The 16,657-nt window shown below is 37.7% G+C and carries 18 protein-coding genes and 1 tRNA gene; 7 read left to right on the plus strand and 12 right to left on the minus strand.

Annotation, left to right across the window (positions count from 1 at the left end):
* Positions 1 to 179 precede the first annotated feature (179 nt).
* The 7 genes from I6751_RS05610 to I6751_RS05640 all read right to left on the minus strand — a co-directional run bounded on the left by I6751_RS05610 (position 180) and on the right by I6751_RS05640 (position 5,772).
* Positions 180 to 1,532, minus strand: coding sequence for a sensor histidine kinase (locus I6751_RS05610; RefSeq protein ID WP_196592464.1), 1,353 nt, complete (start codon positions 1,530 to 1,532; stop codon positions 180 to 182).
* On the minus strand, positions 1,525 to 2,208 hold the full coding sequence (locus I6751_RS05615) for a response regulator transcription factor (protein ID WP_196592463.1): 684 nt from the start codon (positions 2,206 to 2,208) through the stop codon (positions 1,525 to 1,527). Before I6751_RS05615 ends, I6751_RS05610 begins: the two co-directional genes overlap by 8 nt.
* Positions 2,209 to 2,305: 97 nt before the next feature.
* Positions 2,306 to 3,184, minus strand: a complete 879-nt coding sequence (locus tag I6751_RS05620; RefSeq protein WP_196599017.1) for a phosphatase domain-containing putative toxin — start codon at positions 3,182 to 3,184, stop codon at positions 2,306 to 2,308.
* A gap of 38 nt (positions 3,185 to 3,222) precedes the next feature.
* Positions 3,223 to 3,774 (minus strand): hypothetical protein, encoded by a 552-nt coding sequence (locus I6751_RS05625; RefSeq protein ID WP_196592461.1) that lies wholly within the window; start codon positions 3,772 to 3,774, stop codon positions 3,223 to 3,225.
* A 32-nt stretch (positions 3,775 to 3,806) separates the two neighbouring features.
* On the minus strand, positions 3,807 to 4,862 hold the full coding sequence (locus I6751_RS05630) for a hypothetical protein (protein WP_196592460.1): 1,056 nt from the start codon (positions 4,860 to 4,862) through the stop codon (positions 3,807 to 3,809).
* 273 nt (positions 4,863 to 5,135) lie between these two features.
* The gene (locus tag I6751_RS05635) at positions 5,136 to 5,498 is read right to left on the minus strand and encodes a hypothetical protein (protein WP_196592459.1); all 363 of its coding nucleotides are present in this window, start codon (positions 5,496 to 5,498) and stop codon (positions 5,136 to 5,138) included.
* A 185-nt stretch (positions 5,499 to 5,683) separates the two neighbouring features.
* Positions 5,684 to 5,772: transfer RNA gene (locus I6751_RS05640), tRNA-Ser, on the minus strand.
* A gap of 351 nt (positions 5,773 to 6,123) precedes the next feature.
* Between I6751_RS05640 and I6751_RS05645 the strand changes: the two genes are divergently transcribed.
* Genes I6751_RS05645 through I6751_RS05655 form a run of 3 tightly spaced genes read left to right on the plus strand, consistent with a single transcriptional unit; the run spans position 6,124 to position 7,528 of the window.
* Positions 6,124 to 7,077, plus strand: coding sequence for a magnesium transporter CorA family protein (locus I6751_RS05645; protein WP_182187014.1), 954 nt, complete (start codon positions 6,124 to 6,126; stop codon positions 7,075 to 7,077).
* A gap of 12 nt (positions 7,078 to 7,089) precedes the next feature.
* Positions 7,090 to 7,320 carry a hypothetical protein gene (locus tag I6751_RS05650; RefSeq protein ID WP_196592407.1) on the plus strand — a complete coding sequence of 77 codons (231 nt, stop codon included), beginning with the start codon at positions 7,090 to 7,092 and terminating at the stop codon, positions 7,318 to 7,320.
* A gap of 13 nt (positions 7,321 to 7,333) precedes the next feature.
* Positions 7,334 to 7,528, plus strand: coding sequence for a type II toxin-antitoxin system Phd/YefM family antitoxin (locus tag I6751_RS05655; protein ID WP_182187010.1), 195 nt, complete (start codon positions 7,334 to 7,336; stop codon positions 7,526 to 7,528).
* Positions 7,529 to 7,783: 255 nt separating this feature from the next.
* Here the strand turns inward: I6751_RS05655 and cbiT are convergent, their stop codons facing one another.
* The 4 genes from cbiT to I6751_RS05675 form a co-directional block, all read right to left on the minus strand.
* The gene (cbiT, locus tag I6751_RS05660) at positions 7,784 to 8,365 is read right to left on the minus strand and encodes a precorrin-6Y C5,15-methyltransferase (decarboxylating) subunit CbiT (RefSeq protein WP_196592406.1); all 582 of its coding nucleotides are present in this window, start codon (positions 8,363 to 8,365) and stop codon (positions 7,784 to 7,786) included.
* Positions 8,362 to 8,988 (minus strand): precorrin-6y C5,15-methyltransferase (decarboxylating) subunit CbiE, encoded by a 627-nt coding sequence (cbiE, locus tag I6751_RS05665; protein WP_182187006.1) that lies wholly within the window; start codon positions 8,986 to 8,988, stop codon positions 8,362 to 8,364. Before cbiE ends, cbiT begins: the two co-directional genes overlap by 4 nt.
* Positions 8,973 to 10,076 carry a cobalt-precorrin-5B (C(1))-methyltransferase CbiD gene (gene cbiD / locus I6751_RS05670; RefSeq protein WP_196592405.1) on the minus strand — a complete coding sequence of 368 codons (1,104 nt, stop codon included), beginning with the start codon at positions 10,074 to 10,076 and terminating at the stop codon, positions 8,973 to 8,975. Before cbiD ends, cbiE begins: the two co-directional genes overlap by 16 nt.
* Before the next feature lie 203 nt (positions 10,077 to 10,279).
* Positions 10,280 to 10,639, minus strand: a complete 360-nt coding sequence (locus tag I6751_RS05675) for a helix-turn-helix domain-containing protein (RefSeq protein ID WP_196592404.1) — start codon at positions 10,637 to 10,639, stop codon at positions 10,280 to 10,282.
* 145 nt (positions 10,640 to 10,784) lie between these two features.
* On the opposite strand from I6751_RS05675, the gene I6751_RS05680 reads away from it, so the two are divergent.
* The 4 genes from I6751_RS05680 (at position 10,785) to I6751_RS05695 (ending at position 15,246) form a co-directional block, all read left to right on the plus strand.
* Positions 10,785 to 10,991: a helix-turn-helix transcriptional regulator gene (locus tag I6751_RS05680; RefSeq protein WP_196592403.1), complete on the plus strand. Its 207-nt coding sequence runs from the start codon at positions 10,785 to 10,787 to the stop codon at positions 10,989 to 10,991.
* Between the two features lie 292 nt (positions 10,992 to 11,283).
* Positions 11,284 to 13,665, plus strand: coding sequence for a phosphoenolpyruvate synthase (gene ppsA / locus I6751_RS05685; RefSeq protein ID WP_196592402.1), 2,382 nt, complete (start codon positions 11,284 to 11,286; stop codon positions 13,663 to 13,665).
* A 139-nt stretch (positions 13,666 to 13,804) separates the two neighbouring features.
* Entirely contained in the window at positions 13,805 to 14,428 is a 624-nt protein-coding gene (locus I6751_RS05690; RefSeq protein WP_330998717.1) for a helix-turn-helix transcriptional regulator, read from the plus strand.
* The gene (locus I6751_RS05695; RefSeq protein WP_196592476.1) at positions 14,425 to 15,246 is read left to right on the plus strand and encodes a pyruvate, water dikinase regulatory protein; all 822 of its coding nucleotides are present in this window, start codon (positions 14,425 to 14,427) and stop codon (positions 15,244 to 15,246) included. Before I6751_RS05690 ends, I6751_RS05695 begins: the two co-directional genes overlap by 4 nt.
* 112 nt (positions 15,247 to 15,358) lie before the next feature.
* On the opposite strand, the gene I6751_RS05700 is transcribed toward I6751_RS05695, so the two are convergent.
* Entirely contained in the window at positions 15,359 to 16,504 is a 1,146-nt protein-coding gene (locus I6751_RS05700; RefSeq protein ID WP_196592401.1) for an aldo/keto reductase, read from the minus strand.
* Between the last annotated feature and the right edge of the window lie 153 nt (positions 16,505 to 16,657).

The following is a 16,657-nucleotide window of genomic DNA, read 5'->3' on the forward strand; positions in this document are numbered from 1 at the left end:
TTCTTCAGGTTTTGTGTAAATGTTAAGAACCAATGTAAAATTCAATAGATTGCTGTGTGTATTTTGATTCATAAATATGCAATATACTGCTTCTTACATCCACATTAAGAAGGGGGGGAAGTAAGTCATCATAGACAACTTTTCACGTTGGTTGAATTATTTCTCTCAGCATGATTAAATTAGTCTAATTTATTTGGCTGTAAAAAATAAGTTTTGTTTGGTAGATTGCAGGGGATAGTAACTTGGAAGTTACTGCCTTTACCAAGTTCGCTATGCACCTTTATAACGCCCTCATGGACATCTGTAATCCATTTGGCAATAGCAAGTCCCAGCCCATTACCTGCTGCCTGCATTTTACTATCGGATGACCTGAAAAAACGTTTGAATATTTGTTCCTGATCATTTTGGCTGATGCCAATACCTGTATCTGCCACAATAATTTTCATTTTTTGTACCGAATCGTTAAAAGTGGTGATATCTACATTGACCGTACCTTTATTTTTATTATATTTTATAGCATTATCAATTAAAATGAATAATAATTGCCTAATTTTTTCTCTATCACCGCAAATCCCTTCTATTTTTTCTGTATTCAATGTCAATTGAACATTTTTTCTGTCTGCTGTCATTTGCAAAGCTCTTATGACCTGTTCTGCGACATTTTGTATTGAAAATTCCTCAAAAGTCAGTCTTATTTCACCGCAGTCAGTACGTGCCAGCATCAGCAAATCACTGATTATGCGCGTTAATTTTTTAATTTCATCCTGCATATCCCGAATAATTTGCAAACCGTATGCTGTAAGTCTGTTTTTTTTGTCAGCTTCCAGCATATCAAGTGATGTAAGTAATATGCTGAGTGGGGTTCTTAATTCATGAGAAACATCGGCCAAAAATTTTTTCTCCCGTTCAAAAGCTTTAAATACCGGTTGCATTACTGATCCAGCCAGCCAATAAGATATTCCTGCCGAAATAGTTATAAATATGATTGCCGTTATGCTTAAAATTTTGATTGCGTTTAACAGAACGCTATAATCAGCTGTTATATCCCGTGCTATGTAGACTCTGCCCAGCAATTCACCATTTCCGGCCATTATGGCTTTTGATGTAAACATCAGTACGGCTTTTTTCCCGTTAGATAAATTGAAAAATTTAAGCCGATAATTATTTTTCTGATGATGCACCCAGTCTGTTATTTCATTACGAAAAATTTCTTGTAAAACTGGAATTGGATTATCTGATTTTATAATGTTTCCTGCATGGTCAACCACTGTGTAAAAAACTAGTCCGCTTATATCTCTGTTTTCTTCAATATGTGGATTCTTTTCCTGTCCTTTACCATATTGATAATATTGTAGTAATGGTTGATACTGTTCACTTGCGATCTCTTTTGCTAAAAGTTTAATTTCTGATTTCCGGTCCCAATAGGTCAAATATCCCATACAACTGGCAAAAATCATAATAAACAAAACTAAAAACATTGTAAAAATTGCCGTATAATATACTGCCAATCGCAGACGTGTCCGTTTAAACATTTATCTGCCCCATTTTATATCCGAATCCTCGTATATTAAAAATCAATGGCGTTTTTAGTTTTATTTTTTTGCGCAGATGACCTATTATAACATCCAAATTGACAGGAGCAATCTCGCTGTCTTTTCCCCATACAGCATCTATTATTTCTCCTCGTGATAATATCTTGCCGTAATTTAATGCTAATATATGAACTATCTGAAACTCACGTTTAGTTAAATATATCTCTTTGTCGTCATAATATATACTGCGGGTTGAAAGGTTAAGTGATAAATCAGCCACATGTATAGTAGTTTCATCATTAGTAGGCAGTTCTTCCATGCTGCGGCGGTAAACAGCGCGTACTCTGGCCCATAACTCTCGATATTGAAATGGTTTAATCAAATAATCATCTGTTCCTGCATCAAAACCAGACAGACGATCATCTATGCTGTCCTTAGCCGTTAAAATTAATATTCCTAACCGATGGCCTCTTTTTCTAAGATTACGGCAAATATCCAGTCCATTTTCTCCTGGCATGATCCAATCCAATATCAAAACGTCATAGTTTGTCTTGGCCGTCTGCTTATAAACAGAGGTGCCATCGGTCACCCAGTCAACATTAGTACAATCTTGGCTCAATAGATTTTTCAGCATTTCACCTAATCGCAAATCATCTTCTGCCAATAATACATTCAACTTTACCTCTCCTGTCATATGGATGGTTTATACAATATTTTTGCACAACTCTATAATTATATCCACTTTTTTAGGTAAATATTATATTAAATTATTATTACATTTTTGAATTATGCCATGTGCTCCATGTTGTTGCATAATTGTCGTTATTTATTCTGCAATATTCATAAAAATTTTTTATAAAATTTTTACGTTCATTTAAATATATACTTTGCCAGCCATGTTTTGTTGCATTTAAATCTTCACCACCGGCATCTGCCTGCCTTTTTAGAATTGCAGAAAGTGAATCGATTTTAGCGTTTTTCATTATATCGTACATAGCCATAAAAGTAGTTGTCCTGCCTTTACCAGCTTCACAATGGAAATGCAGCCATTGATCAGCTTGTAAATCATGAACAAAATTAATAAATTTATCCACGGTTTCGTCGTTTGGAGCACAATGGTCAGTAACTGGTATTCTGATATAGGCAAAGCCCATTTTATTGGATATTTGCTCCTCTGTTTCGCTTTGTTTAACAGGATATGCCGCTAAATTACTCTCGCATATTTCTCCGTCTGGACCCTTTATAATGGTCTTGGCAATAGAAACTTTGCCTTTTTTCTGTAAATCATCTAATCGTTTTTTTTCATCTGCTAAAACAGCCGGCAGGTTTTTATCGGAATTGGCCCAATTCCGCTTTCCATACCAGCTTACTGCTTCTCCATCAATAAATCCGTGTGATTCTTGCCGTAAATCTATAATTGTTATATTTTTATTTGTTGCCAATTCTGTGCTCAATAATTGCAGCTCATTACGAGAGAATTGTGCACTTCCTGACATTTTTAAATCAGAAAATTTTCGGAAATTTTTTGGCATTTCCTGCTTGCCGTTGTCGGCATCCAGTCTGATAATTAAATTTTCGGTCCAAATATTTTTGCCCGCTAAAAATAACATTATAATAAAAATACTTATTACAGCATATATGATTTTGCGCAATCTTTTGTCACCATATTATTTATTTTACAAAATATTGATTAAAAACTTCCTCTTGCTCCTGTGGCTGCAGTAGTTTTTGTTTTTGCATAATTTGTTTTGCGTGATTGTTTGTATTGCTTATTAAGTTCAACGGATTCCATAGCAAATACACCTTGCCCCTTATTAGTCCATTCCAACATTAGGTTAGAGTTTGTTCCTTCCCATGTATAATGTTCTATAAACGGAGCCTGCTGATAACCAAGCCCAAATTTATCATTGACCGCCGCTCTTAATGCTAAATAGTCATGGTAGTTATCTGTTTCCAGTCTTACACCAATGAATTTTCCCTGCCAAAAACAATAAACTATTTTTTTTAGTCCGGCATCATCAATTGTCAAATTATCTTGATTTTTTGTAAATTTTTCTATGTCACTGGTATCAGAGTCTTTTACCGCCAACGATTTCATTTGATCTGCTACCGTAGAAAAATCCTGACCCCATCTCATATCCCTGAAACCAGCTGGATCATTTTTGTAACTACCGGCAAGGACAGTTCCCTGCATTATAACTAAAAAAGCACTCAACATAAAAAAAAATGTGATTCTTTTCATAAATACACTCCTCACTATTTTGTATTATTTGCTCAAAAGCTTGTAGACAGTTTCAATATTGTTTCACCAATAGTTTCATGTTTAACCGATCCTATGGTAGGATGACCTTTGCCATATTCCAATTCAAGTTTAGTACGGTCACCCAGCATATAAGATATTTTGCAATCCAGTCCAGCAAATCCGTCATAATTACCAGTGCTATCAGTGGTATATAATTTATCATAATAAGTATAGTTGTTATCTGGGTATACACCACCATCCATGCGTAAGTAATTTAATTCATAAACCATATCACCAGGGCGTTCGGTCTTGGCCGGTCTGCCAAAACGAAGTCCTATCTTTTCTGCCCAAGCATCTGCTGTTGTATTTTTAGATATCTCTGAATCAAGGCTGATCTTTGGTGTAAAGTAATATGTCCCATAAGTACCATAATAATCATTTTTCCCCTGTCGTCCGGCATAAAGCCCCAATTTATCGTAACCAAAAATTTTTTCAAAATGATATATCCTTATTGGTTCAGGATCTGTACCTATGCTGCCGGCCTTAATTTTTACCTTGCCACCGCTTATGGGATATGTTTGATTGATACCAGTAAGCGAATTTGATGTAGAAGGATCACTTTTACCGATAATGATATTCGCATGTGTATTATTTTTATTGTATTCAATATCAGCTGCTGTCATATCATCGCTGTCCATCCATAATTCTTCACCCATTTTATACATAAGTGAACCTGCTCTCACAGAAAAACCATTGCCAAGGTTTTCTCTAAGCCAGGCATCATGCGAAACAAATGTTTCTTTAGTCGTGTTTTGCGTATTATCCAGTTGTTTCGTCATTTGCAGCATAAAATAAATTTGTGAATTAGAGTCATAATTCTGTGAAAAATAAATTTTTTCATTTAGCTTGTAAAAATTATCCTTAGTGCCTTTGCTTTTTTGTTGCTCTGTAACAATTTCAGTTTTACCGCCGAATTGCATATCTGTATTGATTTCATTATTGGCATCACCAGATGCATTAGCTGATACGGTACCATTCATAATTGTTATTGCTGTCAAAACAGAAAAAATGATTTCTGATTTTTTCACACTTTTCCCCCCGTAATCAATATATTTGTGCATAAATTATATTCTTATCTTGACATAATTGGGAGGATGGCCGATATGGTATTATTGTTAATTATAATATAGAATATTACGTAAATATTAGTGTAATGTTAATATTGATACAGTTTATAAAAGTCAGTCGAATAATATATCCGGATATAATAAATCCTCCAGAATTAATGGTTGTTCTGATATTAATTCTGGAGGAATAGCAAAGCTGTTATATGTACATATAATCAGGCGCGGTTGAGTTTTTTAGAAGTTGTAAGCAATACCGAAAGTGAATCCATATGAATGAGTCCCTGTATAGTTAATGCTTTGAGTGAAGGAAAGATTATTATAATCATTTAGTAATTCCAGGGAATAATAAAAATATTTGTCATCACTATCATAAGATATATTCCAGGAATCATTATGATTTTTACCTTTTGAACCATAAGACAAATGGTATTCGTTTAATAATTCTCTTTCAGTATTATAATTTCTGGGTGTTGTAAAAATATAAATTATTTGTGATGTTTTTTCTGCAAAATATTTTGTTTGGCTTCCTTTTGCAAAACAAATTACATCTGATAATAATAATAAACAGCTTAAAATAATAATAGTTTTTTTAAACATAATATCTACCGCTTTAAGTAAAATTTATATTTACAATCAGTATAAAATCATATTCTATAAACCATTGTCTGATTTTTATGTATTATTAAAATGAAATATTCAAGCCTGCTTTATAAATAATGTCAAAAATCACTGGACAACAAAAATAGCCTATCTTTCGATAAGCTAAGGCTCTTTTACTTATATGGCGGAGAGGGTGGGATTCGAACCCACGGTACGTTGCCGTATCACTGGTTTTCAAGACCAGCTCCTTAAACCACTCGGACACCTCTCCAACGTGACGCTAAATATTATATCAAGTAATAGGATTATTGTCAAATATTATGGAATATTAAATATTAAATTATTGACTTATGGTCTGTCATGGAGTAATATTTTAATGGATTGTTTATTAATATTCAGTATTTGTTTATATCTGTAATACGCTGCCTGATTGACAAGCAGGTATTATGGATATTAATTTTCTAGAGAAGAAAGAGGCGGGAACATGGATGCAGACCATCCGCGACAACGGTTTTGTACAATAAAATATAAAACGACGGAAGTCTGCACGATATTTTTCTGCTGATTTTGATAGATTATGGCGGATATAGCTTCTGTTGGAAGGGAGAATTCGCCATAAGTTATGTTAAAAATATATAAATCCCTGGATTCAGGACCATTAAGAGAACTGAGTTTAAAAACTTTGGAAAAGGGCGCATGGATCAATATTGTTGACCCTACGCCGTATGAGTTAAAGGTAGTAAGTAATTTAACGGCAGTAGAACCGGATTTTCTCCGGTCGGCACTTGATGATGAAGAACGTTCTCATATTGACATAGAGGATAATTCTGTCATGGTTCTTACTAATCTGCCTGTTATGCGCGGTCCGGAAATGTATGATACACTGCCACTGGCCATTGTTATAACATCTGAATATATTATAACTGTCTGCTTGGAAGAAACGCCGGTCATCTCTGAGTTTAGTCAGCAAAAGAGCAGTACTTTTCGGACTTTTAAGAAGACACGGTTTTTACTACAGATTTTATATAAATCGGCTACATATTATTTGCGGTACCTTAGGCAAATCGATAAATTATCTGATGAGATTGAATTGAAATTACGTGATTCATTGCGAAATCGTGAAATATTACGACTGTTGGAATTGCAAAAGGGCCTTACATACTTTAATGCATCGCTGAGGTCAAATGCTGCAGTACTGGATAAACTGATGCGGGTGAGGCTTAATCATAGTTTTCAGGAGATAATAAAAGTTTATGAGGAAGATGAAGATTTACTGGAAGATGTAATTATTGAAAATAAACAGGCAAGGGAAATGGGTGATATGTATAGTACCATTTTATCGCGCATGGCTGATACCTTTTCTTCAATAATGTCAAATAATCTTAACCTGGTAATGAAATTTTTAGCGGCTATGACAATTATTCTGGCAATACCGACAGTTATATCCAGCTTTTTTGGAATGAATGTTGCGCTGCCGTTTAGTGATGATCCGTTTGGTGTTATTTATATATCGTTAATTGCTATTTTTATGACCGGTTGCTGCGTGGTATTTTTATGGCGACGGCATATGTTTTGAAAGGAATAATTTATGCTGACAATGACGGAAGCAGCACTATATAATGGTACTATTTATGGGGATAATATCAATGCGGAATATATTTATATACCGGCATCTGAAATAGGTATGGAAACGCCCCTGTGTATCTTTGAGAAAAATGGTGAGCGCTTAGATGTGAGTGTAGGTAAAGCTTTGGATATTGTACGCAAACTGAGTCTTAAACCGGTTGTACATCCGCGCTTGGGTGACAGTTCTTGTTGAACAGGAGAATTTTATGGAAGTTATAGCATCATCAGACTTATTACGGGAGTTTACACTTTTTGCTGAAAGGGCAGTTGATAATGATGAAATTTTTGTAGTACAGCGTGCCAATGGTAAAAATGTGGTGTTATTATCGATGGATAAATATAATGATTTTAATAAAGAAATGTTTTTATTAAAAAAAAGCAATGCATCAGAAAAAAGATGATATAAAATCATTTTTAATGCTTGTTTGAAGTATAAATTGCCCGACTGTAATAAAAAATGGAGAGTTTTTTAAGTTTTGTATAAACGTTAAAAGCCAATATAAATATAAAATTTGATAGTAATAGTTAAGAGGTTGCCGCACGTAATCATTTTCATTCATAAATACGCAATATGCCACTTTTTTGATTGCCCTTAGAAGAGGGTGGTGAGTTGCATCTTTATGAGGTTGATGCTGTTTATGCGATAACCTCATTTTTTATTTTACTTTGCAAGTTATGATATAGACAGGATTGAGTCCAAGCATCATGTCATAGTTGCCGGTCTGTTTTAGACGGCTGGCTTGGATAAGAACGGCTTCATAATCATACATATCATTTTGTTTCATGTATTCTATGACAGTGCCGGCATTTTGTAAAGTTATGGCATTGGCAATTATTCTGCCGCCAGGATTAATATGGGCACTGATTACATCAAGAATTTCGATGAGATTGCCGCCGCTGCCACCGATGAAGACAACATCATAACTGTCAATATTGTTTAGTGCATCTGGTGCAGTTCCGGAAATTACTGATACGCGATCACTTACATTGAACTTTGCTGTGTTTTGTTTTATTAGGTCCAATGCGGCAGGATTTTTTTCTACAGCGTATACATGTCCCTTATTGGCCATCAATGCCGCTTCAATGGAAAATGAACCGGTACCGGCGCCTACATCAAGTACGATGCATTCCGGAGTTATCTGGGCTTTGCATAAAGAAATTATACGGACTTCTTCTTTGGTCATAGGAACATTACTGCGGATGAATAAATTATCGTTTATACCGGGGGTATGTGTCATCCTAACACCACCATTATACAATTATTTACAGCCGGTGCTGCAGTGGCAATAATGAGCGTCGTTTTGACAATTTTTTCATCGGGATATGAAAGACGGTCACCTATATACACTGGAGTGTTTTGCGGCCATCCGGCATCAAGCAGCAGCATTGCGATACGCTGTGAATTATGTTCATCATCAGTCAGCATACCGATAGTTCGTCCGGCTTCATATGATAATGAAGCGTAGTCCGGCAGTCGGCCATGCAGGCTCATTAGGTCAGCATCCTGCCATGGACGGGCAATACGAGAAAAAGCCAGCTGCATTGAACTGATGCCTGGGATGACTTCGAGTTTTTCTGCCGGAAATTCAGCACGCAGGGCAGGTAGTAATGAGTAGTAACCGGGATCACCAGATACCATTACAACAACTTCTTCTGTTGCCGATTTTTCACGAATAAAGGTAATGGCAGCCTGAATGTCGGCTGTTATGGGGGCTGTCAATTGATTCGGAGCCGCATAATCGGACAGAGCCCTTTTACCTCCGACGAGTATTTTTGCGGTGCTTATTTTTTTTAAGGCAATCGGTAGAATGTACTCTTTTGAACCAGGTCCTATACCAACGATAATTATTTTATGTTCCAATGTAATTTCCTGCCTATTCTTTTTGCATTTTCGTCCATTCCTAAAATAGTTCCTTTTAGTGTAGCCATGATAGTACCTACGGTTAAGTCGTTGTATACATGCCGCATGGAACGCTCACTGGCCCGCTGACACAATAAAGGGTAAAGTTCTTCACCTAATTTGTAATCATTAATGACACTCATAGCTGCCTCTGTGGTTGCACAGGCGAAAATCCTTTTTATTCCAGACTGCTCCATACCCAATAAAGCGGAATAAGCGGCAAGGGTCTCCAGGCGGGCATCAGAGACTTTACTATGGGTATGGAAATTACCTGCTGCCACTTTAACCAGTTTACCAAGATGACCAAGCAATAAAACGTTTTCTAGTTTTTTTTCAGCAGCATATTCCAACATATATCCGATAAAATTACTGGTTTGAACGATGGCTTGTTGAGGTAATCCTAAAGTAACGGCGATATTTTCACCTATTTTTCCAGGAACGAAGATCTGACTGGAATGACCGGCAGCAAAAGCCACATCGATTTGCGGAGTAAGTGAATTTTTAAAAGCTTCCTCAGACATGGGACGAACTATGCCACTGGTGCCAATTATTGATATACCTCCCTCAATGCCCAGAATTGGATTTAGTGTGCGCTGTGCCAATTTTTCACCGGCTGGTGCAGATATCGTAATATCGCAGCCTTGCCCGGGGGATAATAATTGCCGGGCGACATTTGTCATCATTTTTCGTGGCCCCGGGTTTATAGAAGGCTGACCAACAGGAACAGACATTCCCTCTTTTGTGACTTTGCCTATGCCTTTTCCTGCAAAAAAGTTTATAGTGCCATTTTTATTGATAGCTACCTGGGTGAAAATGGAGATACCATGTGTTATATCCGGATCATCACCGGCATCTTTTATTACCTCAGCAGTTACTTTTTCCGGTAAAATATATATCTGCTTTATTGGTATATGCAGTTTTTCACCACTTAGTGCATCAATTTCAACTTCTGAAACAATTGACTTGTTTAATAGATAGAAAAGCACGGCCTTGGTTCCTGCAGCGGCACATGAGCCTGTAGTATAACCGTTTTTCATTTTTTTTATCATTGGCTGGATGTTTCCTCATAATAGTTTAGTACTGATTATAGTACATGTAGATTTATAAAATTCAGTAATTATATAGTACTCTAAAAGTGATTCGTTCCGGAGTGGAGGACTGCTGCCATATGTTACCAGATAAATTATAGAACATGACGAAGTAAGGTGCAAGTGATAGAACGCTCCGGTGTTATTGTCAGTATTTTGTTTGCTTACTCTCCTTTTTCTCTATTATCGTTGTCATAATACAAAATTTCAATAATTTTTGACAGGTGACGTTTGTCTTTTTGTGAAATTGGGGAACCATACAAAGTATAATCGGCTTCTCGGATAAAATTAATAAGTTCTGGGGGATTTTCCTTATGCAAGGGATAACTGCTGGCAGATCCACTCAGATATTCAGGGGTGGTATTGAGAATACGACAGATTCTTTCCAACACTTCGTAAGAAGGACGCACATTTTTTAGTTCATATTTCCCTATGGTAGTTCTGTTGACACCAATCAAATCAGCAAGTTTTTGCTGGCTGATTCTTTGTTTTATGCGGAGTTCTTTTAATCTGCTTCCTAGCATGTGATTCACCTCTAGATTAATTATAAGAGACATATTTTCACGTGTATATGAGAACAAATTCTCTGACAATATTGACAAAGAGAACATATTCTCATATAATTATACCTGTGGGAACATATTATCTATATAACGAAGGAGCGGGAACATGAATATCATTGAAGAAAAACGATTGAAACTTGGTTTAACACAAAAACAGATAGCGGAAATGATCGGTGTTGATAGAACAACTGTTGGTAAATGGGAATTAGGTATATCAATACCGCGCGTGGAAAAGATATTTGCTCTATCAAAGTTGTTAAGTTGTTCTATTGAAGATATTTATTCCTGTCAGAGGATGAAGCAATCCAATTAGTTTTAGAATTATTTTATTTTAATATGTACATATCAGTTTTATTTTTTTAGATTTATTTTAAAATTATTGATGAAATTCATTAGCATTATAAGTATTGCTATTTTATACTATAATGCTATTTTATAATAAATTCTTATAAATAGTTATATAACGTATGGTTTGACGGCAAATAACAGTGGTAATGATTGCGATAAATGATTAATTATAAAAAAAAATGTTTCCTTAATGCCAATATTAGTATATACTATAAATAAATTTTCAAATATCAGCATACACTAAATGGAGGGCTAGTATGAATAAGGAAAAACAGTTGGTACTCTGGTTTGAAACGATTGGCAGGCAGGATGTAGAAATTGTCGGAGGGAAAACAGCTTCTCTGGGAGAATTGACAGGAAAGACGTCAGTGCCTGTCCCTTATGGTTTTGCAGTTACAGCATATGCTTATAGATATTTTATGAAGGAAAGCGGTACGGCAGAAAAAATAACTGCGTTATTAGCCCGAATTACAGATATCGATGATAATCTGCAGCTGCAAAAAATCGGTGCGATAATTCGTCATGAGATCATGAATGCCACTATGCCGGACGATTTAATACAGGCTATTAAACAGTCATATCAAATACTGGCAAAAAAAATTGGACAGACGGCTCCTTTTGTGGCTATACGTTCCAGTGCTACGGCAGAAGATTTACCGGATGCCAGTTTTGCCGGACAGCAAGATACTTATTTGAATGTTACCGGTGTGGAAGACGTAATTGCTAAAGTCAAGGAATGCTATGCCTCTACATATACTGATAGAGCTATTTATTATCGTAATAAACAGGGATTTAACCATATGGATGTGGCATTAAGTGCTGTTGTACAACTAATGGTTTTTTCTAAGGCGGCCGGTGTGATGTTTACTATTGATGTTACTAACGGTGATGATACGCATATGATGATTGAGGGATCATGGGGATTGGGAGAATATGTTGTTCAAGGAGTGGTCACGCCGGATAGTTATTTGATAAATAAAGAAACAGGACATGTTGATCGTAGAATTATCAATGAAAAAAAGGTAAAATATGTCCGTTTATTGGCAGGCGGCTGTGAGGAAAGAAAAGTTCCCGAAGAATTGGTGAAAAAGTCTGTTTTGACAGAAGAACAGATACAAAAATTAGCTGGTTATGCCATGGCAATCGAAAAACATTATGGTTGTTATATGGACATTGAATGGGCAATTGATGAACAAACAGATAAAATATGGATATTACAGGCCCGTCCGGAAACGGTCTGGTCGCGGAAAAAAGGAAAGAAGGTAATTGATGTCAGTCATTTAACCGATGAATGTAAGATTTTGGTGAAAGGAATGCCGGCAAGCCCCGGGATTGTTTCAGGGCGGGCAAGAGTTATAAATCATCCAAATGAAATAAATCTTTTTAAACCGGGCGAAATATTGGTAACTGAAATGACAGCACCCGATTGGGTACCGGTAATGAAAAAAGCAAAGGGAATAGTAACAGATGCGGGCGGAATGACCTGCCATGCTTCAATAGTCAGCAGGGAATTGGGGATACCGTGTATAGTTGGTACGAAAAGCTGTGGTGATGCAGGGACAACAACTGTGGAAAATGGTATGATGCTGACGGTGGATGCTGTGCACGGAGTCGTTTATGCCGGCACGCCCGCTGAAGTTAAAGATAAATCGTCTGATACTGAAGGAAAACAAGTTCAGCTGCCACAGGAAATAATACCTGTTACCGGTACAAAAATATACATTAATTTAGGTGATCCTGATTTGGCAGAAAAATATAGTCGGTTGTCTTGCGATGGGGTCGGTTTGATGCGGGAAGAGTTTATCTGGACGACATATATTCATGAACATCCGTTGTATATGCTGGGTGATAATAGAGCGCAGGAGGCTGTTGATAAACTGGCTGCGGGAATAGGTGAAGTTTGTCGGGCAATGTTTCCAAGACCTGTAACACTGCGCTTTAGTGACTTTAAATCAAGTGAATATAGGAATTTAAAGGGCGGTGACAAATATGAACCCAGTGAACCGAGCGCACTGCTGGGATGGCGCGGTGCGTCACGCTATTATGATATTAAGTATACGGAAGCCTTTAAATTAGAGATAAAAGCTGTAAAGAAAGTACGTGAAGAATATCGGCTGAATAATTTAAATGTAATGATTCCATTTTGTCGCTCAATTGATGAGATTCGTAAAGTAACGGAAATTATGGCGGCAGAGGGTTTGCAGCGGCAGGCAGATTTTAAGGTGTGGCTGATGGCAGAGATTCCGGCTAATATTATTCTTGCAGATCAGTTTAATCAATTTGTTGATGGTTATTCCATCGGCTCTAACGACTTAACTATGCTCATATTGGGGTGTGACCGCGATAATGATGCTATTTCCCATATATTTGATGAAAGAAATCTGGCGGTTAAGCGTGCCGTCCGGCATTTAATTGAAACGGCACATAAAGATGGTAAAACAGTTTCGATATGTGGACAGGCACCGAGTGTTTATCTTGATTTTACGGAATTTTTAATTCAAAGTGGTATAGATTCCATTTCAGTAAATCCTGATATGCTAAAAGTCACTAAAAAGAATGCAGCGCAGATTGAGCAGCGCATCATGCTGGATGCAGCTCTGGGGAAAAAGCGAGTGGAAAAAGAAAATTATATATGGTAATGAATGATTATTATAAAACAGTTTTGAATATTTTAATGAATTTTATTAAATAAAATGAAATATGATGATATAAAGTTTATAATATAATAAATGACTTTGGGGGGGAATAGATATTTCACTGACAGAAAGGCAAAAGGCAATTGTTGATATAGCTAAGGAAGAAGGCCCGATTACAGGGGAACAACTGGCAGAACACCTGCATGTTACGCGAGCTGCACTAAGAGCCGATTTGGCTGTTTTGGTCATGAGCGGATTACTCGATTCACGCTCTAAAGTGGGATATTTTTATACCGGCAAAAATTTGCTATCACTTTTTACGGAAGAGTTAAATTCTATGCTTGTGCGTGACATACAGTCTGTACCGGTCGTATTGACAAAAAACGCTATGGCATATGATGCGGTGGTAACGATGTTTGTGGAAGATGTCGGCAGCGTTTTTATTGTCGAAGGACAAGGCAGGCTCATTGGTGTGGTATCGCGAAAAGATTTATTGAAGGCTTCCCTGGGACCAGGAGATGATTTGGCTAAAATACCGGTTCAGATGGTTATGACGCCGTTAACCAAGCTGATTGTCACTGAACCGGGTGAGTCAGTTGTGATGGCTGCCCGCAAAATTATTGATAATGAAATTGATGCCTTGCCGGTTGTAAAAGTTTCGGCCGGCATTGAACGTTCCTATGAAATAGTCGGTCGTCTTACAAAAACAAATTTAGCACGTTTGATAGTAGATTTGTCTGAAGGTAAAAGGGGGTACTCATCATAGCGGGATTACCGGTTATTTATATTGTTGCCGAGTCCTTGGGAGAAACGGCGGAAGCTGTTGTCAGGGCTGCTGCCAGTCAGTTCGACTCGGGAAATTTTGAAGTTGTTCGCGTGCCCTATGTCGATTCACCGGAGCAGATTGATAATACACTTAAAGAAGCGGCAAAACGCTGCGCGTTTATCTGCCACACTCTTATCTCTCCGGAATTAAGGCAGACAATCAGTAAATTAGCTGAGCAGTATAATGTAATTACAGTAGACATTTTAGGACCGATGCTCCAGGCAGTACAAAAGCTTTCCGGAATGCAGCCGAAAAATAAACCAGGATTGACACATTTATTAAATCGGGATTATTATCGGCGTATTGAAGCTATTGAATTTGCTGTGAAATATGATGATGGCAAAAGTGCCTTTGGTTTGTTAAAAGCAGATTTAGTACTTATAGGAGTGTCGCGTACTTCGAAAACACCTTTAAGTATGTATTTGGCGCATAAAGGCCTTAAGGTGGCCAACGTGCCGCTTGTACCGGGCATTGCTCCGCCGGAAGAGTTGTTTCATATACCAGCGGAGAAAATAGTAGGACTTATTGTCGATCCGGCAAAACTCAATGAGATCCGCACGGAAAGGCTCAAGGCGATTGGCTTGATGCCGGATGCCAGCTATGCCAAACTGGACTGCATTTCTGAAGAAATAGAATATTCAAAGACCATCATGCATCAGTTGCAATGCAAGGTAATAAATGTTTCCAATCGTGCTATTGAAGAAACGGCGCATATGATACTCGAGCACCATGGTGGATTTACCGAAGATATTACGTGACAGAACCGCCGCATATAAAAAACTTCACGGCATACCGTGAAGTTTTTTTATTGAGAATCTTATTTCAGATTGGAATGGTGGATAGCGGTGTTTTGCCGGAGTCGGTAAAACGTCAGGCCGGGTCTGCCGATTCGAAAACAGCGGCCACTTCTTTGAGCCAGCCGGTAATTTCGATATGCTGCGGGCACATTTTTTCGCATTGCCGGCAGTCAATGCAGTCGGAGGCCTTGCCGAAGGTTTTGGCATAATTATTGTAATATACAGATTCGATGCTGAGTGCAGGCTTGTTTGGCATCATGGAATGCTGTTTCTTGGTGTTGTACAGTGCAAAATAATTGGGGATGGCTATATTTTTCGGGCAGCCCTTCACACAATATTGGCAGGCTGTGCAGGGAATGGTAATGGATTCGTTGATGATATTGACAGCTTTGTTTATTACCTGATATTCTTCAGCTGACATTGGTTGAAAGTCCTGCATATAACCAACATTGTCTTTCAGCTGTTCCAGACTTGACATGCCGGAAAGCACCATCATGACACCTTGTAGGCTTGCTGCATAGCGGATTGCCCAGGAAGACGCCGACAGTTCCGGCCGGTGCCGCCGGAACAGCTCTGCCGCTTTTTCCGGTATATTTGCCAGCATGCCACCCTTCACGGGTTCCATGACGACAATCGGTTTGTTGTGTTTTCTGGCCGTTTCATAGCATTTTCGTGACTGAATGCTTTCATTTTCCCAATCCAGATAATTTATCTGCAGTTGAACAAAATCCATTTCCGGGTGTGCTGTTAATATCTCATCTAGCAAAACCGCTCTGTCGTGGAAGGAAAAGCCGATATTTTTAACCTTGCCGGCCTTTTTCTTTTCGGTAATAAATTTGAAGCTGTCAAATTTCTGAGCTATTTTGTAATTTTCAATTCCCAGGTTGTGCAAAAGGTAATAATCAAAATACTCAACTCCGCATTTATTTAATTGATCATTGAAAATGCGCTCCTGATCATCAGGGGTCTTGAGCATCATCGTCGGTAGCTTTGTCGCTAACGTGAAGCTGTTGCGGCTGTGGCGTTTTACAAGCGCTTCACGCACGGCTGTTTCACTTTGAAAGGCATGATACATCCAGGCTGTATCGAAGTAGGTAAAGCCCTTCTTCAAAAATAAATCGACCATTTTTTCAATCTGACTCATATCGAAGCTTGTCGGGTCGTTTTGGTTCTTCAGCGGCAGACGCATAAAGCCGAAACCAAGTTTTTTTGTAGTCATGTTTATTTCCTCCAATTTGTATTGACCTGCCGTGTTTCAACGTTTGCAAGCTGCCGGAGGGGCGGGTCTGTTTTTGGCAGCTTCTGAAATAAAATGTCAATAGATCCACTACAAATTAATTCTATCACTTGGAGTTAACTCCATGTCAATAAA

The organism is Pectinatus frisingensis (assembly GCF_015732285.1).
Classification (GTDB): domain Bacteria; phylum Bacillota; class Negativicutes; order Selenomonadales; family Selenomonadaceae; genus Pectinatus; species Pectinatus frisingensis.